This window comes from Paenibacillus sp. TAF43_2 (genome assembly GCF_052113545.1).
GTDB lineage: Bacteria > Bacillota > Bacilli > Paenibacillales > Paenibacillaceae > Pristimantibacillus.
On sequence record NZ_JBFRDK010000129.1, the window covers coordinates 1 to 20792 of the forward strand.

The following is a 20792-nucleotide window of genomic DNA, read 5'->3' on the forward strand; positions in this document are numbered from 1 at the left end:
CGAGAATATCAACCGTACCAAGCTGCTGCTCCGTGAATAGAAGCATATCCGTTACTTCAGCAGTTTTACTAAGGTCAATGGTAACTACGACCGCCTGCAAGCCTGCGTCCTGAACTAGCTTTAATTCCGACCCAATCGCAGAGCCTCCTGAATGACTATTCAAAATAAAATGCGCTCCGCTTTCCTTTAAACGTCGAATGATCGCTTTCCCGCTGTCACTGTCTGAATCCGTAATAAATACAACCTTATTTGGCAATCGCATAGATCCCCTCCAAGGAACAGACATAAAATGATGTATATAGCCTTATTTTAGTTACTTTGGTTCAAGCATAGCGATGCTGTAAATTTATGATTTTGTTTGATTTCTTGCATAATCCGCCAATACTGCAACAACCCTATGACTGCATTCGTTATTAAGGGAGAATAGGAATCCAAATGGAAGGGAAAGCCATGAGCAAATATGAAGGAAGTCGCTTCTCGGCTAGCAGCATGATTGATCACGAGCATTCCCGATATACCATTACGAAAACAGAACAATCATTTGCTACGGTTTATAATGAATTAGAAGAGTAGATAGATTGATATACTAGGGAGCATCTAGAAAAAAATGACAGTCTAGAACGATTACTCCTGTTCTGGACTGTCATTTGTTTAAATCATTGATGAACAAACTAGGAAGCAGGAGGGAGCTTAGTCTTCGTTGGCTTGGCATAACCCTCTTTATACGTTTCGTCGATAATTTGGCGAATCCGATCTACTTCGATCCCTGAAGACTTCATTGCTGCGGTTGTTACAGCAATTTCGATGCATACGCCGCAGCGAGTGCCATGATCGTCCCAGACAACAGAGCCGTCTTCCTTTATTTCGGCGATAAAGCAATTGAGATTGCTTTGGTGTCCCGCGCTTTCGCCACACCCGCAGTAACAAGGGATATAGGACAATACATCCGTAACCGTTGCAGCGGTTTGATAGGCGATACGCAGGTTGTCAGAGGCGCCATCTAGAAAAGTTGGTAAAATATCAAGCGATGCAGTCGTCTCTTGCAAATCGCCAGATGCTGTTTGATGATCACCATGATTGCCGCCATTTGCTTCATGTGCATTCGTTGCTAATCCAGCTGAATTTGTTTGGCTGCTGCATGCGCTGAGCAGCATCGAAGAAAGCAGAACCGAATAGAGTGTGGTTTGGGCTAATCGTTTCAAGTATAGCAGCTCCTTGTTTCTATTAATTGGTTTTATTATAGCATTTTCAAATATTAAAAGAGTAACGTATATGGTACTATTAATTGACGATTTAGATCGTTTAAGCCGTAAGCTCTCCCGTTTAATCGTAACAAATGCCAAGATACAAAAAAGGAGCGATTGTCGATGAAGGTATTGTTTATTGGTGGAACAGGATTAATAAGTGAAGCTGTTTCTAAGCTCGCATTAGAACGCGGAATTGAACTYTATCTTTTTAACAGAGGGAAACGAGACGAGTTTGTACCAGAAGGGGCAAAGGTCATCAAGGGTGATATACGCGACCCCGAGCAGGCTGCTGCTGCACTTGAAGGCTATCAGTTTGATGTGGTAGTCGATTGGATTGCCTTCACGCCGGAGCATGTCAGCACGGACATTGCGTTGTTCCGTGGACGCACGAATCAATACATATTTATAAGCTCAGCCTCTGCTTATCAGAAGCCGCCTAAGCACTATATCATCACAGAGGATGCAACACCGCTCGAAAATCAGTACTGGCAATACTCGCGTGACAAGATTGCATGTGAACAGCTGCTGCTCGATGAGCAGGCGTCATCAGGTTTTCCAGTTACTATCGTAAGACCGTCATTTACCTATGGCGATACGATGATACCCGCAGCCTTAAACAGCTGGCAGCATCCATGGTCTCTGATCGCAAGAATACGTGCGGGACAGCCAGTTATCGTGCATGGTGATGGCTCTTCTTTGTGGACGATGACACATAATTCCGATTTTGCCAAAGGTTTTGTCGGCTTGCTTGGACGTGCTGAGGCAATCGGAGAGGCGTATCATATTACTTCAGACGAAGTCCTTACCTGGAATCAAATCTATGAAGCGATAGGTTCAGCCGCAGGCGTAGAGCCGAAGCTTGTCCATATTTCTTCCGAGTTTCTTATTTCGCATGACCCTGATCTCGAGGGCGGCTTGCTTGGCGATAAATCTGTCACGAGCGTATTTGATAACCGCAAAATCAAAAGCTTAGTTCCCGATTTTTCAGCAGATCTTTCCTTTGAAGAAGGGATTAAACGGACGGTTGCTTGGTTTGAGGCTCACCCTGAGCGATGCACCGAAGATGATGCTTGGAACGAGCAGATGGATACGATTATCGCTGCTCATGCAGCCGGATTTAAAAAATAAAGCGTAAGCAAATGACGAAAATATAGATTTTAATCTTCACAGACCGTCCACTTTTTATTGATGCCTGCTTATTCTCGCCATCTAACTTATATCGTAACAGGTATACTTCATTAACTTAAGGGAGAGGTATAATCATGCGAAAAAAGTTGAATCAGCATTTATTTGTTTACTTGCTCATTTTATCGTTAGTCATTACTTTAGGCATGTACGTCCAACCTTTAAATAACGAACCGGATTCACAAGCTTTAGAAACGTCTGCAGCAGAACCATTTTCCTTAACTACCCTAACGCCGCTTGTTGTTGACAGCTTAGAGAACAATGAAAAAGTCATCGCTTCWCCCACTCCAGCACCTATACCTGTAACATTCAACGAGATTAGCGCAGCTACAGTTAACACATCTGATCAACCTCCAACCATCCCGCTTGAAACGACTCTTGAAGTTGAACAACCGCCAGCCATCGCTGAAAAGCTAACGAATACATATGAGGTTACCGCGTATTACCTTAACATTCGAACAAAACCGAGCGCCGCTTCGGATATTATAAAGGTTGTAGAAAAGGGAGCAAAGCTTGAAATTACAGAAGAAACAGACAATGGTTGGCTTAAGCTGCAAAATGGTGGATACGTACATGGCGGATATGCCAAAAAGGTGAAAAGTGAAGTTTCCGTGTTATCCCTTGCTGCTGATGTTAATCGTCAGCCTGCCATTGCACTTAAGGCAAAAAGTGAGGAGCAGCGCATAGATAAAATAGAAATTTTAGAAGAAGCAGTAGAGGAAGAACTTATGAAGCCAACATCTGCCGTAGAGTCTGATTCGGGCCTTACGATCGAGCATATTGAGAAAATATTCGAAGGAACAGCACTATCCGGGCATGATTTGGAACAAGCTATCCTTGAAGTGGAGGATGAATACGGCATAAATGCTTATTTTACAATAGCCGTGATGAAGCTGGAGAGTGGAAATGGCAAAAGCCGGCTGGCCAAGAGCAAAAATAACTTATTTGGCCTCAATGCGATAGATGGCGATAAATACAATAAAGCGTTCAGCTTTGAAACCAAAGGGGACAGCGTACGAAAGTTTGGACAGCTCTTATCCAAAAACTATGTGGGCAAGGGACTGACTACCATTGAGAAGGTTGCCCGAAAATATTGTCCCGCCAACTCCAAATGGTCAAGTTTAGTGAAGAATATAATGAAAAGTGACTACAGGAAGCTCTGACATGGCAATTTCCCACCAAATATGTTATTTTAGGCTCCTAAGCATTTGACGACTTGGATAATAGGAGGCTGCAAATAAATGGTGGATAACGTGCAGAAAATGCCATTCGGCTATGAGCCGCCTGTAGATGAGCTGAAAGGAACGATTGTATACTATGATACATTTGAGCATACAACGCAGCGAGAGCTTGATCTAGCCGCAGATTGGGTGCAGGCACGTTCCTTTCGCAAGCTTGTTCTCTATCCGCTGCATGAGCTAAGCATCAAGAGGATGTCGAAAGAGAACGTCAGCCCATTTTATAAGCGGGAAGATCGTCTGCATGAATGGAAGCGGGACCGAGCGGAGACGAACATCGTTGTTGAACGTTTTGAAATCAAACGCAAGAAGTATACGCCAATCGATTTTGCTTTAAGACATTTGGCCGAAACCTATCCGAAACCTCTATTTGTACTCATGACGGCTGAAATGGCGAATATGTTCGCTTCGTTCTCATCATTCGAGGAATGGATCGTGAAAATCAGGCTTTTGTTGACGGAAGAGCCTGCACAGCTGCATCCACGGCTTTTAAAATATCAGCATCGCTGGGAAGCCATTGTCACCAAATAAACCTTGGAATACATAAGAAAAGAGCTGTCCGTGAGTAACACTCATGGGCAGCTCTTTTTTCTGTTGCAAAACGATTATTCGTCTAGCCGGTTGATGGGCTATTCGGAACATGGCCTTTTTGATTGATATTCTCTGCTCTGGCCGAAGCTGAATTATTTTCCGCTTCCTTGGAGCTGTCTTCAAACGCTTGATTTTTGCTTGGAATTGACTTGTTTTTGTTGTGAGCCATCCACAATAACCTCCACTAGCGTGATTGCCTAAAACTCCGAGGCTAGCTTAGGTTAACCATGTTCCAGCAAAATAACCAACATCTATAGCTGCTTGCTCATTATTTCACGCTAACAATATGCTCTTCGCATGCTGTAGAGCAGAAGCCGTGCTTCGTTTCTTCACATTCCTTACATACGATATGCTGCAAATGACAGGAGTCATCCGCACAATTGATATAGGTATCAGCAGGCTGCTGGCAGTGGTGGCATTTGCCTACAACAACTGCTTCGTCTGTTTGATTAATGACAACGGAAGTTCTCTCATCGAATACATAACATTTGCCATCAAACAGTTTGCCTTGTACTTCCTCGTCCTTGCCATAGGTTACAATACCGCCCTCAAGCTGGTAGACGTCGTTAAAGCCTTCGCTAAGCATAACGCCAGTAAGCTTCTCGCAGCGAATGCCGCCTGTGCAATAGGTAATGATCGGCTTGTCTTTGAATTCCGCCATATTCTCGCGAAGCCATTCAGGAAACTCCTTGAATGTTTCAAGATCGGGTCTGATCGCGTTGCGGAAATGACCAAGATCGTATTCATAATCGCTTCTGCCATCTAGTACGATAACATCTTCTCTTTGCAAATACTCATGAAATTCTTTAGGTGATAGACGAGTGCCGCTTAATGTATTCGGATCTAAAGGCTTATCATAACGAAGCGTCACTAGCTCTTTCTTGTAACGTACAAAAATCTTTTTGAAAGCATGTTTATCTGTTTCGTCGATTTTGAAAACCATATCCGAAAATAAAGGATTCGCACGCATATGCGCCATATATTGTTCAGTTTGCTCGATGGTTCCTGAGAGCGTTCCGTTAATTCCTTCATCAGCAATTAAGATACGGCCTTTTACGTTTAATTCCTTGCAATATGCAAGATGTTCAGCAGCAAACTGCTCAGCATCAGGTACAGCTACAAATTTATAATACAATAAAACTCGAAAATGATTAGCTTCACTCATCGTAGTCTTTCCTTTCCGGTAAACAAATAAAAGCATTCTATATTATAGTTGACATTTTAAATAATTTCAACTTAAAACCTTTTTTGAACCTTTTTCATATACGAAACCAATGTATAGCGAAAGCAAATAGAGGAGGGGCTATATGAAAAAAGGGATAATAGTCATATTGATCTGTTTGGTGCTTGCCGCGTGTTCCAACGAGCAGCCAAGCACGCCTCAGGATTTTATTACAAATATCGAAAGTACGGATTTAAGCAAGGAACATACTGGAGGGATATCGCCTGGTGATTCGGTACAATTACTTACGGATAAACGTGGTCAGCCAAAAGGGAAATACGATATTAAAATGAAAAAAGCAGATGATTATGATGTGCCAGTTCAGTCATGGGAGTATTTTAACGCTACATATACGGTAACTGACAGCAAGGTCGCAAGCTATAATCTGCTTCCAGATGAAGCTACCCATAAAGGGGCTAAACTGGGAAATTCTATACAATCTGTTAAGGACATGTATGGGGATGCCTATTATAATAGAGAACACGATGATTTAAAACTACTAGGTTATATCGATAAAGAGAAGGAATGGGTACTCGAGTTTATGGTAGATCAAGAAAAGGTAACCGGTATCATGATGAGTGAATTATCCCTTTTTGAAACGAAATAACAATTGAAATTGGCACATGAGTACTCGTGTGGCGTGAGGAGGTTTCCGTATTGAAGGATTCGGACATACAACCCTTGTTAGCATCGCTTCTGGATGAAGATCCGGAAGCTTTCCGCTTGGTGTATGAGAAAACGGCAGATCATATCTATCGTACCGTCTATTATTTGGTCACGAACAAAAACGAAGTCAATGATATCGTTAGTGAGATTTACATCGCTATGCTCTCCGCTTTGCATGCCTACGACTACAATAGACCATTTCGAGCCTGGCTTAACGGCTTAATCATTAATCAGGTTAATCATTATAATCGAAAAGGCTGGCGATTTTTACGTTTAATTAATCGCAATAAGCAATTGTATGGCGTACAGCCATGGAAGAGGCCAGATGAATTAGCGGTCGAAGAGGAAGAAAAACACCAAGTACTTCAGCTAGTAAACAGCTTGTCTGCCAAGCACAAACAAATAATCGTTCTTCGCTATTATCAGGATTGCTCCTTTGAAGAGATTGCCAGCACGCTCCAAATCCCGCTAGGCACAGCCAAATCCAGACATCATGAGGCTTTGAAAAAACTGCGAAATCGAACCTCACATTCTCAATTTTTCAAGGAGGTGTTTAATCATGTCGATTGAACAAGAGCTAACACAAGCCTACAAACAATCCGCAACGAGAATCAAACGCCCTGAGGAGCTTGATGCTCGAATCGAACAGCTGTACCGAAAGCAGAGCCTCCAAAAACAGACCAAGCTGCACGCGGTAAAAAAATCATGGACGCTCAGAATCATCGTAGCGGGACTGCTCCTTACTTCCATGGGTTTCTCTACACCCTATATTTTTCATTTTAAAGACGAGATTATTGATTACATGCTGCATAATGGTCAATTAGGAACGTATGATGCGATGTTGGCTCAGCAAATGCGCGAGTCGCTCGAAGAGGTTAAACAAACGCTTCCTACCGATGCGAAGGCGATATTTTATTCGCAAAAATTAAAAAGCCTTTTGCCCAAAACTGATGCTATCCCTTTCGCAATCGTCACCAATCCATACGTGTGGAAGGTGGAGAAGGATTGGGAGATGCAATTGACAGAAGCAAATCCAGATCTTCAATTGCCTGATTCCTTAACAGAAACTTTGACGTTTGTTGGAGGTCAGAAGGAGCAACCGTTTGGCGGTTCGTTAACTGCTGCCGACATGGAGTCGCTTCATGAGCTGGAGAAACGTGTGAAGAAAGAGAAACCGGAGGAGACCTGGCTGCCTCTGCCCAGACCTGTAGTAGAGAGCGTGGATCATCCTGTCTATACGACGACTTATGAGAACGAATCCACTGACATAATTCATATCACGATGGAGGTATTCACGGATAAGAGCAATGTGCAATTACGTTCAAATCTAAAGGCGCAAGAGCAAATCGTTATTGGTCAACAATATGATACCTATGCTCTTGCCGAGCCATTTCTGTACAGTGATACGGATCAGTATCAGTCCGTCTTTTGGATGGATTCATTAGCGGATGAAACGATACTATACACGATAGGCAGCTCTGATCTAGACATAACCAAATCAGAATTAACCAGCATAGCCGAGCAGTTTATTCATTGATAACTGGGGAGAGTGTTCAATGCAACCATACGCTATTTCTACGAAAAGCCACTTCGTAACGATGCTGCTTGGCACATGGCTGGTGCTCGGTATATTCATAGACGGTTATGCCCATAACCATGATGTAGTCGAAACGTTTTTCACTCCTTGGCATGCGATTTTGTATAGTGGGTTTCTTGCATGCGCAGCATGGATACTTGGAATGATTGTATATGTGAAAAAAAGAATGGGCTGCTCGTGGAAGCAAGCCATTCCTAGTGGATATGAGCTTGGCTTGCTTGGCGTCATCATCTTTCTTGCAGGCGGCTTAGCTGATATGGCTTGGCATATTATTTTTGGAATTGAAGTGAATCTTGAAGCGCTGCTTAGTCCTTCTCATTTAGCTTTAATGCTTGGTGCCATTCTCATCTTATCAAGTCCACTTCGAGCAGGCTGGAGGGAGCTGAGTGGCGACCAGATAGGTTGGAGAAGCTTTTTCCCATACTTATTATCCTTGGCGTTGTCAGCAGGTACTGTCAGTTTTTTTCTCATGTATGTGTGGATGTTTCGGTATAATTTGCCTGCGCCAAAAGTAGTTGCTTGGTATATGAACAATTCCAGCACTTTATTTGCACACCGGATGGCAGATGATGCCGAGGTACGAGGATTAACGTTTATCCTACTTAATACGATCGTATTTATGTTCCCCATTTTATTTATGCTAAAGCGCTGGCAGCCTCCTTTTGGTGCGATTACTTTTGTATTCTTACTCATTAGCGCACTAATGGGTGTAGTCGATGGTTTTACCCAAATACATAGTTTAATCATATCATTTGTTGCAGGACTCAGCGGTGACTTATTGCTGCATTTAAGACGCTCTGATCTGAATCGCAGGCGAAGCAGCAGGCTGATTGCCACCATTACGCCTATTGTGCTTTGGGGAAGTTACTTCGGCTGGATGGCTGCGACGAGCGGGATTGGCTGGGAGCCCGAGCTGTGGGTAGGCTCAATCGTACAAGCTTCGCTGCTGTCGCTAGGCCTTAGCCTTTTAGCTCAATCGCCTGAGCGTGTAAGTCAATGAGCGTACGATTAAAGTCCATTAGTTTGTTGCTTATAACTTTGTTCATTATCCTGTTAGCTGCAACTGGCTGTGCTTCGGATACCTTTAAGAACCTCACGAACGTCGATATAGAACCGCCTAAGCGCGGATTGCTGGCTGCTCTTCAGAATGAACAAATGCCATCACCAGAAGCTTCGGGTTATCACGTTAAAGTAAGCGAAATAAATGGCAATCCAGTAGAAGCAGGAGAAATGGAATTACAATTGGAAGTCACCACCGCGGATGGGCAGCCTGTAACGAATTTTACAGAAGATATGACCAAGCTCATGCATCTTATCGTCGTTAGTAAAGATTTATCATCGTTTCAGCATGTGCATCCCGATTATGTGAAAGACAATGTATTTCAGGCAAAGCTTAACTTACCATTTGCAGGCTCGTTTTATGTAACGACTGAATTCAAGCCTCACAAACAAAATGTTGTCATTCATAAGCAGTGGATACAGGTATCTGGCGAGCCATTATCTAACGAAACAATAGTTCCTGACACCACATGGATAAAAAGTGTAAGCGGCTTAGAAGTTTCATTATCGGCAAGTCCCGGGATTGGTGAAATAGAAGCGGGACAGATGGTTATGTTGCTATTCCGATTTATTGATAAAGAGACGGGAAAGCCGATTAAGCAGATAGAACCATTTCTCGGCACTTCCGGCCATTGTGTAATTTTGAACAGCACAGTTGACCAATTCGTGCATGCACATGCAATGGAAGCGATGAGTGGTGGTGCAAACGTCATGTTCCACACGGTATTTCCTGAGAAAGGCATCTACAAGTTATGGGGGCAATTTCAATTTAAAGGCGAGGTGCTGACGGTGCCATTTATTATCACCATTAAATAAGGAATGGTTGAAACAAAGATAAAGTGTTTATGTACGCCTGCCCCCGTTAAGGGGGTTTTGCTATTTATAAGCCTTTATTCAATAACGACCATTGGACTAATTCATTCTTTTATTATTAAATTGCTCAAGATTGCTGTCCATAATGTGGGATTTACCGCATTAGAGGGTTCGTACATTCCCCCTATACTTATAAATGTAAGGGTTTTCAAAAGTGGAGAAGGGGGAAAGGAAATGACATTCACAAATCGAAAATGGTTTTGTTTTGCGTTAGCGTTTGCGATTCTGGCATCATCGGTATTTGTTTCAGCGCCAAGTGCGAAGGCAGCATCAGACGAAGTAGGGGGAGCGGGAGTGGGTCCAGCTACAATTTATTCGTATCAGCCTTCAGCAAAATATGCAGTTTCAACGAACTATAGCCTTAAGGCGAATGGAGTAGAAATTCCAGTGGTTAAGGGCTTCAACGACTACGATTATGCAAGCTTCTCGATGGGAGGCGGACCGGTAACCTATGAACTAACGATCCTGAATACGGACAAGGTGCATGAATATTCGATCAGTCCGAAGAAACTCGGTATTCAAGCTGATTCGGTGGTTGGAAGAACGATCACGTTTACGACGCAGAAGGATGAGTATTTGATCATCATGATGAACAACCGGGCTACCCGATTGGTTATCGCGGCTGATCCGGCAGAGACGGATATTCCGAATCCCACCGGCGAGGGGATCTATAATGTGACCGCAGCGCCTTATCTAGTGACGACAACGGGGGAGAAAACAGGCGTAGCAGCGAGAACAGCTGCTTTGCAGCAAGCCATTAATGATGCGAGCAGCTATGGAACTGCGCAGGGGAATGGGAAGCAAGGCATCGTTTATGTTCCACGCGGTACGTACTACATCGGAAATGTCGTGTTGAAGAGCAACACGGCGCTTTACATGCAACCTGGAGCAACATTTGTTGCTACGGGAAAGACGGCAGATTATACCGAGCATTGGTTTAAGGATTCGATGGGAAGGCCCGCCACATGGTGGATTTCTACAGCCTTTCATTCGACGAATATTAAAATTTACGGGCGCGGCACGATCGATGGCAACGGACAAGCGCTGCATGATGATAAAAGTACGAACGGCAAAGGAATGATCAACAATTTAATCGTGCCTATCGCTACATCAAATTTTAAGATGGATGGCATCATGGTTCGGGAATCGGCTGGCTGGGCGATCGTACCGACAAGATCCAATGTTTTAGCATTTACGAATTTGAAAATGTTCAACAGCCTGGGCATGGGCGAAAATGACGGCATCGACATTTGCGAATCGCAAAACGTAGTCGTTAGAAATTCGATTGGCATCGCGCTGGATGATCCGTATTCCACCAAAGCATGGCGGGAGGATACGGATATCGCATCCGGGAAGGTACCGTGGCCAGGAAGTCCAGATCCGGTGCAAAACGTGCTCTTCGAGGACGCGATTTCTTGGACTCTATGTTATGGCTTCAAAATGGGTCAAGGGGTCATGCAGGACCAACAAAATATTACGTTCAAGGACGGTGTCGTGTATAAGGCAGCGGTTGGTTTTGCCATTCATCATAAATATGGATCGGGTAAGGTAAGCGGCATTACCTTCGAGAATATGGATGTAGAAGATATCAGCGGCAGCAACGAAGACAACAGCGCTTGGATGACAATGTTTACAGTAAACGGCGGCAATGCAGGTGTCGGACCGATCACAGGCGTAACCGTAAAAAACATTATAGTACGAGACATTGGCGAAGGCTTCTCCAAGCTGAAGGGGATGGAGGGAGCGAAGATTACAAATATTACGTTCGAAAACGTGTATATGCCGGGCAAAAGCGAGCCTGCGAAAAATCTCCATGAGATGAACTTTCTGAGCAAGGAGCATTATAGCGGTGTAACGATCAAGCCCGTGCAAAATCCGGAACCAAGAACAAGGACGAATCTGGCGCTAAGGCAGCCCGCGATCGGCTCATCGAATGACGGCGTCGAGGATACGTCGCGTTATGTTAATGACGGTAATCTCGCGACCCGCTTTGGCTCCAAGCGAGGTATCGATCCGAGCTGGATCTATATTGATCTTGGGGAGAACAAGACAATTGATCAAGTGAAGCTGTATTGGGAGAGTGCCTATGGCAAAAGCTATCAGATCCAAGTTGCCAACGATATAAGCAGCGAAGCTGGCTGGCAAACGGTGTACAGTACGACGACTGGGAAGGGCGGCATCGAGACGGTTTCGTTTAATGAAGTAAGCGCCCGCTATGTGCGGATGTACGGAACGGTAAGAGCTACTGTGTATGGTTATTCCCTTTGGGAGCTTGAGGTATATGGACCCGAAGTGTTTGCGGACAGCATTACTTTGAATCAATCAGCATTTACGCTGGTGACTGGCAATACGGAGCAGCTAAGCGCAGCGCTTATGCCAGAGCAGACGACGAACAAAAATATAACGTGGACATCAAGCAACAGCAATATTGCAACGGTAAGCCAGACAGGGCTTGTTACCGCCATAGGGATCGGGACGGCCAACATTACGGCGAAAACACAAAACGGCGACTTAAGTACTTCGGCAGCTGTAACGGTGACGGAACCAACTGATCCAACTGAACCAGGGGAGTCGCTTTTGCCGCCAGTACTATATGAGGCAGTGGCGGGCAATGGGGAAACGAGCTTAAGCTGGAACGCCGTGGATCGTGCAGATGGCTACAAAATCTTTGTCAGCACGACGCCAGGCGTTTATTCGGAAGAGGCAGCAACCGTAACAGGCTCTGTTTATAACTATCTAGCAAAAGGCTTGAGCAATGGTCTTACGTATTATTTTGTTATCAAGGCTTACAATGGGTCAGGAGAAAGCACAGCTTCTAATGAAATAAGCGCAGTTCCAATAGGAGAATCAGGACCTGTCTCGCCTATTAATCCTCCGCAGCCTGGGAAGCCTACTAATGCAGAGTTTGCTATGTTGATCAACGGCAAGGAAGAGCAGCTTGGAACCGCAGAAACTTCAACAATAAATGGACAATCGGTTACTCAGTTCAAGCTTGATCCTGTTAAACTGGCGAATAAGCTGGCCAGTGAGCAAGAGCATTCGGTTATTACGATACAGACGCGAACACAGCCTGATCGTTTCCTAGCTGGGCTGACTGCGGAAATACTGGACAATCTTCAGCAGAAAAATGCGGTAATTATGCTGCAAACCGATGCAACAATCTATACGCTGCCTGCGCGGCATATTAATTTAAAAGCATTGATGGGGCAATTTAACACTTCTGCAGAGCCGTCAGCCATAGAGATTAATATCGAAATCAGCAAGCCGGAAGCAGCGGTTCAAAAGTTGCTAGACGAAGCTGCTTTAATCGGCAAGTTTTCATTAGCTGATACGGCATTTGATTTTACGGTTACCGCCAATTATGGAGGAACCAAAGTAAATATCGACAGCTTCGACGCTTATGTAGAAAGGGCGTTGATACTTCCTGACGATGTGGATCAAACTCAAATGACGACAGCTGTTGTCATTGACCCAGACGGATCAGTACGCCATGTACCTACCAAAATTGTTCATAAGAATGGCAACTATATAGCAGTAATTAGCAGTTTGACAAACAGCGTGTATGCGCTTGTCCATTATGATACCGTATTCGTGGATATAAAGGGTCACTGGTCAGCATCCGCCGTAAATGATCTAAGTGGAAGACTCATCGTAAAAGGTGTGGATAAAAATAAGTATCTGCCTAACCAAGAGGTTACGCGAGCTGAATTTGCGGCTTTGCTCGTTCGGGCGCTCGGCCTGAAACCTGTCAAGGCAGCGCAAATATTCACAGATGTGAATAGCTCGGCTTGGTATGCGGAGGCAGTCCAAACGGCATATGCTTATGGCCTGATTGAGGGATTCGAGGATGGGACATTCCGTCCAAGCATCAGCATGACACGTGAACAGGCCATGGCGATCACAGCCAAAGCAATGAAGCTTACGGGATTAAAGGACAAACTAGTGGATGCAGATACCGAAACGCTGCTGCAAGGATTTGCGGACAGAGCCATGTTTGCTGAGTGGGCATTAAGCGGTATCGCGGATTGTTTGCAAAGTGGTCTTATTAATGGAAAAACAGATCATCAGCTGGCGCCAAAAGCAAACCTGACTCGAGCGGAAGTCGCAGCGCTCATTCAACGGCTTTTACAAAAATCAGAATTGATTTAATTTTTCAAAATGAAAAAAGGATTGTCTCTTAAGTGATGGCTGGAGACGATCCTTTTTGCTGTATGATCATTATAAAGTGAGTCCAAATCGCTTGAGCTCAATAAAGATGGGTTCCAATCGTTTACCTTTTTCAGTAATGGTGTATTCTACTCTTGGGGGGACCTCAGCATAAATGGTTCGACTAACGATGCCTTGGTCTTCAAGCTCCTTCAAGCGAAGGGAAAGTGTCTTCGGACTGATGCCTTCGAGTGATTTCAACAATTCACTAAAGCGCATCGTTTCTTCGACCAGCAGGTCACGAATAATGAGAAAGGTCCACTTCGTACCGATAATGTCTAGTACCTTACCTATAACGCAAGGAACACCATAGGTACCACGCTCTAGAACGAGCAGTTCACGTTCATCCACCAGGATCACCTCAACTAATTTAACTCCATTTCTCCAAGTATAGTACAAAAGTAACTTTAGGGAAACTATATGAAAAAAAGTTCACTACTTTAACATTTATACTTACTGTGGTAAAAATAGAGTAATAAATACCCACTCTAATTAACGAAGAGGTGCATAGATCATGACGTATAAACATTTAGATACACCATTTGAACTTAAAAGTCTTAAGCTTAAGAACAGAATTGTAATGGCACCTATGTGTCAATACTCCGTAGATGCGAAGGACGGGATACCTAATGAGTGGCATTATGTTCATTATGTTTCACGTGCGATAGGCGGTACGGGCCTTATCCTAATGGAGATGACCGACGTTGATCCAGATGGTCGCATTACAGATCATGATTTAGGGCTTTGGTCAGATGAGCATATTCCTGCTTTCAAACGCATTATTTCTGAAGTTCATAGACATGGTTCGAAAATAGGCATTCAAATCGCCCATGCTGGGCGCAAAGCAGAGGACGCTGAGCAGCCCGTTGGTCCATCTGCCATCCCAGCAGGTCCAAACTATAAAACACCGAAACCACTTTCCGTGGAAGAAATAAAAGTAATTGTGAATCAATTTAAAGAGGCAGCTAGAAGAGCAGTAGAAGCGGGGGTAGACACAATTGAAATACATGGTGCTCATGGTTATTTGGTGCATCAATTCCAGTCTCCTGGCATTAATACCCGTGAGGATGAGTACGGACAGGATTTGGCTAAGTTTGGGGTAGAGGTCGTCCAAGCGGTGAAAAGCGTAATGCCAGCGAACATGCCGCTCATCATGCGAATCTCTGCCATTGAATACATGGATGGTGGTTATGATTTGAACCATAGCATCGAGTTCAGCAAACGCTACAGAGATGCTGGAGTTGATGTGTTTCATGTATCCAGCGGCGGGGAAGGACCAGTAGGAGTAAGGCGTCCGGGCAACTATCCTGGTTATCAGGTGCCTTTGGCACGTGCTCTGAAAGAAGCGCTGCAGGTACCTGTCATTGCCGTCGGCAAGCTGGAGGATCCACAGCTGGCTGAAGCGACAATTGCGAGTGAGGATGCAGATTTAGTAGCTGTTGCTCGCGGTATGCTTCGTGATCCTTATTGGGCATTACATGCAATTCAGGCTATAAAAGGTGAGGCATTGCCAGCAAAGCAATATGAAAGAGCATACTGATCATAATCAAGTTAATAATAAGAAGAGCCTCTTGGATACCGGGAGGCTCTTCTTGTTATTCAAGCAATGCAATAAACCGGTTTGCGATGATGGGAAGAGAAGAATTGCGCCTAGTGGCAAAACCTACAGAACGTAATGGAATGGGTTCAATTGTCTGAAGCCGAAATAGTTTTTTATTCTCAAGCTCCTGATCGATAAAGGATTGTGTAACAAATGCTGCTCCATAGCCTCGAATAGCCATTTCAATCAGCATATCCATGCTGGACAGCTCCATATCCGCATCTGGCGTTATGCCTTGTGAAGCAAACCACTGCTCAATAAACAATCTTGTACTGCTCGCTTCAGAGAGCAGCAAGAGCGGCAATTGGGCTAAGGCTTGAGCTGAAAAGGGGATATCGACTAAATGGCGATAAGCTTCTCCTACAACAAAGCAGTCCTGAATCTCCGTTAGATGTGAAACGACAAGTTCATGATCAGAGAGGGGCAAGTGAACAAGACCAATATCAATTTGACCATCTAACAATCTATCCCGTATATCCGATGTTTTCCCTTGAGAAAGCCGAATGCGTACATCGGGATGCTCCGCATGAAACGTATCAAGCAGCGGCAGCAGCAGATGCTTGATTACAGGTCCGCTAGCCCCAATGCGCAGCTCGCCTGCCGTAAGGTTTTTGAGCGCTTGTAATTGGATTTCACCTGCTTGCAGTATCGTAAACGATTTCTCCACATAAGCGAGAACCTCCAATCCTTCCGGAGTAAGCTTTACTCCTTTGGACAATCGATCAAACAGCTTCAATTCAAGCTGCGCTTCCAATTGCTTAATTGCATAGCTGACTGAAGGCTGTGTAATATGCAGCTCTTGTGCTGCTTTTGTTAAATTACCTAATTTGGCGGTATGGAGAAAAATGCGGTACCATTCCATATTCATTAGCATGATATAGTTCCTCTCTATGACAAGATTCAAAAATTCCGATTTCATTTATTTCATATTCAAAATTATAATAGACAAATAACAAATGCGTCAAAGCATTCCATCGGGAGGTAAACATAATGGCAGGAAGCACATATGGGGAAAGTTTTAAAATTACGACATTCGGAGAGTCACACGGGGAAGCCGTTGGCGTCATTGTTGATGGCGTGACACCTGGGGTTGAGCTGGATGAGAAATATATCCAAACACAAATGGATCGAAGAAAGCCCGGTCAATCCTCTGTAACTACCCCGCGCAAAGAATATGATGTCATTCGTATTATGTCTGGCATGTTTGAAGGGAAAACAACGGGAACGCCACTTTTCATTATGCTGCATAATACAGATATGAAGCCTGAAGCATATAACGATATACAAAATTCCTTTCGTCCAGGACATGCCGATTATACGTATTTGAAAAAATACGGCTTGCGTGATCACCGCGGAAGCGGGAGGGCGTCGGGAAGAGAAACAGCAGGCCGTGTTGCTGGCGGAGCGGTTGCCCGCAAGCTGTTAGAGAACCGAGGAATAAGTGTTGTTGCTTATACCAAGGAAATAGGCGGTATTAAATGCGAAACGTACGTCGAGGATGAGATTGAAAAAAATGCGGTAAGAGCATGCGATCCAGAAGCAGCCGTTCGCATGATTGAGAAAATCGAGCATTTAGCGGCTATCGGAGACAGCTGCGGCGGTATCGTGGAATGCAGAGTAAGAGGCGTTTTACCTGGAATTGGCGAGCCAGTATTTGATAAGCTGGACGCTGAGCTTGCAAAAGCAATGCTATCCATCGGGGCTGTTAAAGGCATTGAGTTCGGGGCAGGTTTTGCAGCAGCAGAGATGCTCGGCAGCGAGCATAATGATGCCATGAGCAGTAACGGGTTTTTAAGCAATAACGCGGGCGGAATTGTCGGCGGCATCAGCACGGGGGAAGAAATTGTTTTTCGTATAGCGGTTAAGCCCACTTCATCCATCTCTTTGCCGCAGCATACGATTGATATCCACGGTCAAGAGAAGATGATCGAGACCATTGGCAGACATGACCCGTGTATCTGTCCACGTATTATTCCCGTTGTAGAAGCAATGGCATGTATCGTTATTGAAGATCTAATCAAGCGCCAAGCAGCAATGAATGGATAAACTGTGCTATGCTTATAAATGACAAATGCTGAGAGGAGATTGCTAATGAAACCAACCGTTTTCATTGATCGACAGATCCCCGCTGAAGTAGAGGCGTTTATAGCAGAGCACTGTATCATAGACAAATGGGAAGAGAAAACGCCCATGACCCGTCAGCAGCTGCTTCTGAAGATGGCTAGCGCAAATGGTTTATTAACGGCAGGAGCAAAAATTGATGCTGAATTTATTGACCATGCGCCGCATTTGAAAGTCGTAAGCAGCATAAGCGTCGGCTATAATCATTTTGATATTGAAGCAATGCGTACAAGAGGGATAGTTGGAACAAACACGCCGCATGTTCTGAATGACACTGTAGCGGATCTTGCACTCGCACTCATTCTGGGAACAGCGAGGCGTGTTGCGGAGCTGGACCGATACGTAAAGGACGGCAAGTGGAAGACAGGCGATGGCGTCAAGCTGTTCGGTAAAGATGTCCATCACGCCAAGCTTGGCATTATTGGAATGGGTAGAATTGGTGAGGCGGTTGCCCGTCGCGCCAGCTTCGGGTTTGACATGGATGTCGTTTATTATAATCGCAGCCGCAAGCTAGAAGCGGAAGAAAAGCTGGGCGTTCGTTATTTTGAATTAAATGATCTGCTTGCCTATTCAGATTTTGTTTTATTGCTAGCGCCTCTGACACCAGAGACGGTTAAGCTAATTGGAGCAACAGAGTTTAAATTAATGAAGCCATCAGCGATTTTCATTAATATATCGAGAGGGCAAACGGTGGATGAGCAAGCTTTGATTGAAGCTCTCAAGCAGGGTACGATTTCAGCTGCGGGCCTTGATGTTTTCGAAAAAGAACCGATTGAAGCGGATCATCCTTTTCTGACGATGGCTAATGTATTAACCTTGCCTCATATCGGCTCTGCCACTTCGGATACAAGGTTTGATATGGCTATGCTTGCAGCTCAAAACCTAGTAAACGCGTTAACGGGACAAGTCCCCCCAAATGTCGTTGACGAGCTGCTTTAACAGAATAAACGTTGTTAATAAGAGGGGTACATATCATGACAGCTTTAAAGTTATTACTTCTCGGAGCAACAGGCAAGACCGGTCAATTTATTGCGAGTTATCTTGAAGATAGAAACGTTCCATTTAAGCGATTTGTAAGACTGCCTGAGCAAATGATCGATGAGAGCTATCTTGGAGATGTACGTAATCAGCATGATGTTTTTGAAGCCATGGTTGATGCGAGTGGAGTCATTTGTGCGTTAAATACGGAAGGCAACGGAACGCTTGTCAGCGGCATCACAAATTTGATTGCCGCAATGCAGCATTACCGAGTGAAAAGAATCGTTTCGATTGGTACAGCGGGCATCTTGCAGAGTGAGCTGCAGCCAGAGCTGCTTAGATACCAGTCCAGTGAAAACAGACGTATAAACCATGATGCGGCCAAAGAGCATGAGCAGGCTTATAGGGCACTCGCTAACACTGATTTGGACTGGACCATCGTCTGTCCCACGAGACTCGTTCAAGAGGGGCTGCGCGGCGGTTATCGTGTGCGAAAGGAGATCCTGCCCTCTGGAGGTGCATCGATTTCTTTTGCAGATACGGCTGAATTCGCTGTTTCGGAATATTTTAACGGTGCTTATGTGCGAGAACGTGTTGGTATTAGCTACTAATTCATAGTCAAAAAGGTAAAACACCTGAGTTCCTACTTTTCATAGGGACTCAGGTGTTTTTGGATATCTATTATTGAGCTGCATCAGCTTTCAAAACTTCAACGCGATTTGAGAAAAATGTAGCACCGCCGCCCATATCTGCGAGCCGCTGCGGCGTCAGTGTATTCACGGCTTGATGACCTTTTTTCTTGTCTTCCCACCATAAGCCTTGCGTGACGAGTACACCTGGCAGTACATCTTGACCAACGCGCAGCGTCATCTCCAGTTCACCACGGTCATTGCGTATCTTAACACGTTCCCCGCTAAGGAGCCCGAGAGCTTCTGCGTCATCCGCATGCATATGAAGGAGAGGCTCCTTCTCAAGCTTTTGCAGCTTTTCTTGGTTGGCGAAGGTCGAGTTAATGAAGCTGTGATTCGGGCCAGTCGTCAGCCAAAAAGGATATGTTTCCGGCTCTCTAAGCGGCGTATGATTAGGTATTGGAGGCAAGCCGTTCATAAGCATTTTCTCTGAATAAAGCTCGATTTTACCAGAAGGAGTCGGAATCATCGAGGTATAGGAAGGAAGCTCATTACCGCCAGCCTTCATCCACGTATTAGCTTGCAGCGCCTCAAAAGTAATGCCTTTAAGAAGTGGATTATTTTCGCTATCAAGTGCCTCACTTATCATTTGCTGCTCAGAAATGTCAAATAGATGAGGCTCAAAGTCAAGTTTAAGCGCGAGCTCCTTAAAGAGCGTAAAGTTTGATTTGCATTCACCCATCGGATCCATAATCGGCTGGTGAAGCTGCAAATACAGATGCCAGTAGGAAGTGTATAAATCCAAGTTTTCAAAATGAGAGGTTGCAGGCAATACAATGTCCGAATATTTGCAGGTGTCTGTTAAGAACAAATCATGTGTAACCGTAAATAAGTCTTCACGAGCCAATCCCTCGCGCACTCGATTCTGATCAGGCGCTACGACTGCTGGATTGCTGTTATACACAAACAGCATCTTTACTGGAGGAGCGGCATCTAGAAGAGCATCGCCGAGCTGATTCATGCTGATCGTACGGACATCCGGATCAGGCATTAGATCGGGGCGCTCAATTTTCTCACCATTGAGCCGCGAATACCAGCTATTGCCTTTCATTGCACCGCCACCTTGAACATCCCATTGCCCAGTCAATGCAGGCAAGCAAGAGATTGTTCGCACGATCATTCCACCATTATCATGGTGCTGAAGTCCGTTGCCGATGCGAATAAAAGAGGGAGTGGTCGTTCCATACAGCCTGCTAAGCTCCTCGACCTCCGCTGCCGGTACGCCTGTAATAGCTTCCACTCGTTCAGGCGTATATTCAGCTGCTTGCTTCGCGAGATCCTCATAACCGAGCGTGAACTGCTCGAGAAAAGCTTGATCAGTCAGCCCATCGCGGATGATGACATGCATCATGCCGAGAGCGAGCGCTGCATCCGTTCCCGGACGCAAATGAATGAACTGATCCGCCCAAGTAGAGGTACGATTGCGATGCACATCAATATGAATAACCTTTGCTCCGTTTTTCCGTGCTTCCGTTGCCAACATCGTTTGATGCATATTTGTGGATACGAGATTGCAGCCC

At 44.8% G+C, this 20792-nt stretch carries 21 protein-coding genes; 14 read left to right on the top strand and 7 right to left on the bottom strand.

Annotated features, from left to right (window positions below):
* The coding region (locus AB4Z17_RS23240; RefSeq protein WP_441962325.1) for an SDR family NAD(P)-dependent oxidoreductase at nucleotides 1-262 on the bottom strand (262 nt) is incomplete at its 3' end.
* 188 nt (nucleotides 263-450) lie between these two features.
* On the opposite strand from AB4Z17_RS23240, the gene AB4Z17_RS23245 reads away from it, so the two are divergent.
* A complete protein-coding gene (locus AB4Z17_RS23245) occupies nucleotides 451-573 on the top strand; it encodes a hypothetical protein (protein WP_441962327.1) in 123 nt (40 codons plus the stop codon).
* 98 nt (nucleotides 574-671) lie between these two features.
* Here the strand turns inward: AB4Z17_RS23245 and AB4Z17_RS23250 are convergent, their stop codons facing one another.
* Nucleotides 672-1202, bottom strand: a complete 531-nt coding sequence (locus tag AB4Z17_RS23250; RefSeq protein ID WP_441962329.1) for a PCYCGC motif-containing (lipo)protein — start codon at nucleotides 1200-1202, stop codon at nucleotides 672-674.
* 165 nt (nucleotides 1203-1367) lie between these two features.
* Here AB4Z17_RS23250 and AB4Z17_RS23255 point away from each other — a divergent pair, with 165 nt between their 5' ends.
* The 3 genes from AB4Z17_RS23255 to AB4Z17_RS23265 all read left to right on the top strand — a co-directional run bounded on the left by AB4Z17_RS23255 (nucleotide 1368) and on the right by AB4Z17_RS23265 (nucleotide 4201).
* A complete protein-coding gene (locus tag AB4Z17_RS23255; RefSeq protein ID WP_441962331.1) occupies nucleotides 1368-2375 on the top strand; it encodes an SDR family oxidoreductase in 1008 nt (335 codons plus the stop codon).
* A gap of 134 nt (nucleotides 2376-2509) precedes the next feature.
* Nucleotides 2510-3595 (top strand): glucosaminidase domain-containing protein, encoded by a 1086-nt coding sequence (locus AB4Z17_RS23260; RefSeq protein ID WP_441907606.1) that lies wholly within the window; start codon nucleotides 2510-2512, stop codon nucleotides 3593-3595.
* Between the two features lie 78 nt (nucleotides 3596-3673).
* Nucleotides 3674-4201 (top strand): hypothetical protein, encoded by a 528-nt coding sequence (locus tag AB4Z17_RS23265; RefSeq protein WP_441962333.1) that lies wholly within the window; start codon nucleotides 3674-3676, stop codon nucleotides 4199-4201.
* Nucleotides 4202-4283: 82 nt separating this feature from the next.
* Here AB4Z17_RS23265 and AB4Z17_RS23270 read toward each other — a convergent pair whose 3' ends face one another.
* Both AB4Z17_RS23270 and trhO read right to left on the bottom strand, forming a co-directional pair.
* A complete protein-coding gene (locus AB4Z17_RS23270) occupies nucleotides 4284-4430 on the bottom strand; it encodes a hypothetical protein (RefSeq protein ID WP_179089728.1) in 147 nt (48 codons plus the stop codon).
* 99 nt (nucleotides 4431-4529) lie between these two features.
* Nucleotides 4530-5426 (bottom strand): oxygen-dependent tRNA uridine(34) hydroxylase TrhO, encoded by an 897-nt coding sequence (gene trhO / locus AB4Z17_RS23275; RefSeq protein WP_441962335.1) that lies wholly within the window; start codon nucleotides 5424-5426, stop codon nucleotides 4530-4532.
* Nucleotides 5427-5568: 142 nt separating this feature from the next.
* On the opposite strand from trhO, the gene AB4Z17_RS23280 reads away from it, so the two are divergent.
* The 6 genes from AB4Z17_RS23280 (at nucleotide 5569) to AB4Z17_RS23305 (ending at nucleotide 13827) form a co-directional block, all read left to right on the top strand.
* Nucleotides 5569-6090 carry a hypothetical protein gene (locus AB4Z17_RS23280; protein WP_441962337.1) on the top strand — a complete coding sequence of 174 codons (522 nt, stop codon included), beginning with the start codon at nucleotides 5569-5571 and terminating at the stop codon, nucleotides 6088-6090.
* 50 nt (nucleotides 6091-6140) lie between these two features.
* Nucleotides 6141-6719, top strand: coding sequence for a sigma-70 family RNA polymerase sigma factor (locus AB4Z17_RS23285; protein WP_441907609.1), 579 nt, complete (start codon nucleotides 6141-6143; stop codon nucleotides 6717-6719).
* Nucleotides 6709-7686, top strand: coding sequence for a hypothetical protein (locus tag AB4Z17_RS23290; RefSeq protein WP_441962339.1), 978 nt, complete (start codon nucleotides 6709-6711; stop codon nucleotides 7684-7686). The genes AB4Z17_RS23285 and AB4Z17_RS23290 overlap by 11 nt, the downstream gene beginning before the upstream one ends.
* A 19-nt stretch (nucleotides 7687-7705) precedes the next feature.
* Nucleotides 7706-8746, top strand: coding sequence for a hypothetical protein (locus AB4Z17_RS23295; protein WP_441962341.1), 1041 nt, complete (start codon nucleotides 7706-7708; stop codon nucleotides 8744-8746).
* A gap of 23 nt (nucleotides 8747-8769) precedes the next feature.
* Nucleotides 8770-9621: a hypothetical protein gene (locus AB4Z17_RS23300; protein ID WP_441962343.1), complete on the top strand. Its 852-nt coding sequence runs from the start codon at nucleotides 8770-8772 to the stop codon at nucleotides 9619-9621.
* Between the two features lie 231 nt (nucleotides 9622-9852).
* The gene (locus tag AB4Z17_RS23305) at nucleotides 9853-13827 is read left to right on the top strand and encodes an S-layer homology domain-containing protein (protein ID WP_441962345.1); all 3975 of its coding nucleotides are present in this window, start codon (nucleotides 9853-9855) and stop codon (nucleotides 13825-13827) included.
* 69 nt (nucleotides 13828-13896) lie between these two features.
* Here the strand turns inward: AB4Z17_RS23305 and AB4Z17_RS23310 are convergent, their stop codons facing one another.
* A complete protein-coding gene (locus AB4Z17_RS23310) occupies nucleotides 13897-14235 on the bottom strand; it encodes a winged helix-turn-helix transcriptional regulator (RefSeq protein WP_441886326.1) in 339 nt (112 codons plus the stop codon).
* Nucleotides 14236-14398: 163 nt separating this feature from the next.
* Here AB4Z17_RS23310 and AB4Z17_RS23315 point away from each other — a divergent pair, with 163 nt between their 5' ends.
* Nucleotides 14399-15424, top strand: coding sequence for an NADH:flavin oxidoreductase/NADH oxidase (locus tag AB4Z17_RS23315; protein ID WP_441962347.1), 1026 nt, complete (start codon nucleotides 14399-14401; stop codon nucleotides 15422-15424).
* Between the two features lie 55 nt (nucleotides 15425-15479).
* On the opposite strand, the gene AB4Z17_RS23320 is transcribed toward AB4Z17_RS23315, so the two are convergent.
* A complete protein-coding gene (locus AB4Z17_RS23320; RefSeq protein ID WP_441907615.1) occupies nucleotides 15480-16358 on the bottom strand; it encodes a LysR family transcriptional regulator in 879 nt (292 codons plus the stop codon).
* 116 nt (nucleotides 16359-16474) lie between these two features.
* On the opposite strand from AB4Z17_RS23320, the gene aroC reads away from it, so the two are divergent.
* The 3 genes from aroC to AB4Z17_RS23335 are packed head-to-tail and all read left to right on the top strand — an operon-like array spanning nucleotide 16475 to nucleotide 19194.
* Complete coding sequence (gene aroC, locus AB4Z17_RS23325; RefSeq protein ID WP_441962349.1) at nucleotides 16475-17530, top strand: chorismate synthase; 1056 nt, start codon at nucleotides 16475-16477, stop codon at nucleotides 17528-17530.
* Between the two features lie 45 nt (nucleotides 17531-17575).
* Nucleotides 17576-18544 (top strand): 2-hydroxyacid dehydrogenase, encoded by a 969-nt coding sequence (locus AB4Z17_RS23330; protein WP_441962351.1) that lies wholly within the window; start codon nucleotides 17576-17578, stop codon nucleotides 18542-18544.
* Between the two features lie 35 nt (nucleotides 18545-18579).
* Entirely contained in the window at nucleotides 18580-19194 is a 615-nt protein-coding gene (locus tag AB4Z17_RS23335; RefSeq protein WP_441962353.1) for an NAD(P)-dependent oxidoreductase, read from the top strand.
* A 70-nt stretch (nucleotides 19195-19264) separates the two neighbouring features.
* On the opposite strand, the gene AB4Z17_RS23340 is transcribed toward AB4Z17_RS23335, so the two are convergent.
* A partial coding sequence (locus AB4Z17_RS23340) for a molybdopterin-containing oxidoreductase family protein (protein ID WP_441962355.1) occupies nucleotides 19265-20792 on the bottom strand: 1528 nt, incomplete at its 5' end.

Coding starts and splice junctions, on each gene's coding strand:
- AB4Z17_RS23245 (WP_441962327.1), top strand. CDS start 451: ATGAGCAAATATGAAGGAAGTCGCTTCTCGGCTAGCAGCATGATTGAT.
- AB4Z17_RS23315 (WP_441962347.1), top strand. CDS start 14,399: ATGACGTATAAACATTTAGATACACCATTTGAACTTAAAAGTCTTAAG.
- trhO (WP_441962335.1), bottom strand. CDS start 5,426: ATGAGTGAAGCTAATCATTTTCGAGTTTTATTGTATTATAAATTTGTA.
- AB4Z17_RS23295 (WP_441962341.1), top strand. CDS start 7,706: ATGCAACCATACGCTATTTCTACGAAAAGCCACTTCGTAACGATGCTG.
- AB4Z17_RS23280 (WP_441962337.1), top strand. CDS start 5,569: ATGAAAAAAGGGATAATAGTCATATTGATCTGTTTGGTGCTTGCCGCG.
- AB4Z17_RS23335 (WP_441962353.1), top strand. CDS start 18,580: ATGACAGCTTTAAAGTTATTACTTCTCGGAGCAACAGGCAAGACCGGT.
- AB4Z17_RS23305 (WP_441962345.1), top strand. CDS start 9,853: ATGACATTCACAAATCGAAAATGGTTTTGTTTTGCGTTAGCGTTTGCG.
- AB4Z17_RS23320 (WP_441907615.1), bottom strand. CDS start 16,358: ATGCTAATGAATATGGAATGGTACCGCATTTTTCTCCATACCGCCAAA.
- AB4Z17_RS23330 (WP_441962351.1), top strand. CDS start 17,576: ATGAAACCAACCGTTTTCATTGATCGACAGATCCCCGCTGAAGTAGAG.
- AB4Z17_RS23270 (WP_179089728.1), bottom strand. CDS start 4,430: ATGGCTCACAACAAAAACAAGTCAATTCCAAGCAAAAATCAAGCGTTT.
- AB4Z17_RS23290 (WP_441962339.1), top strand. CDS start 6,709: ATGTCGATTGAACAAGAGCTAACACAAGCCTACAAACAATCCGCAACG.
- AB4Z17_RS23265 (WP_441962333.1), top strand. CDS start 3,674: ATGGTGGATAACGTGCAGAAAATGCCATTCGGCTATGAGCCGCCTGTA.
- aroC (WP_441962349.1), top strand. CDS start 16,475: ATGGCAGGAAGCACATATGGGGAAAGTTTTAAAATTACGACATTCGGA.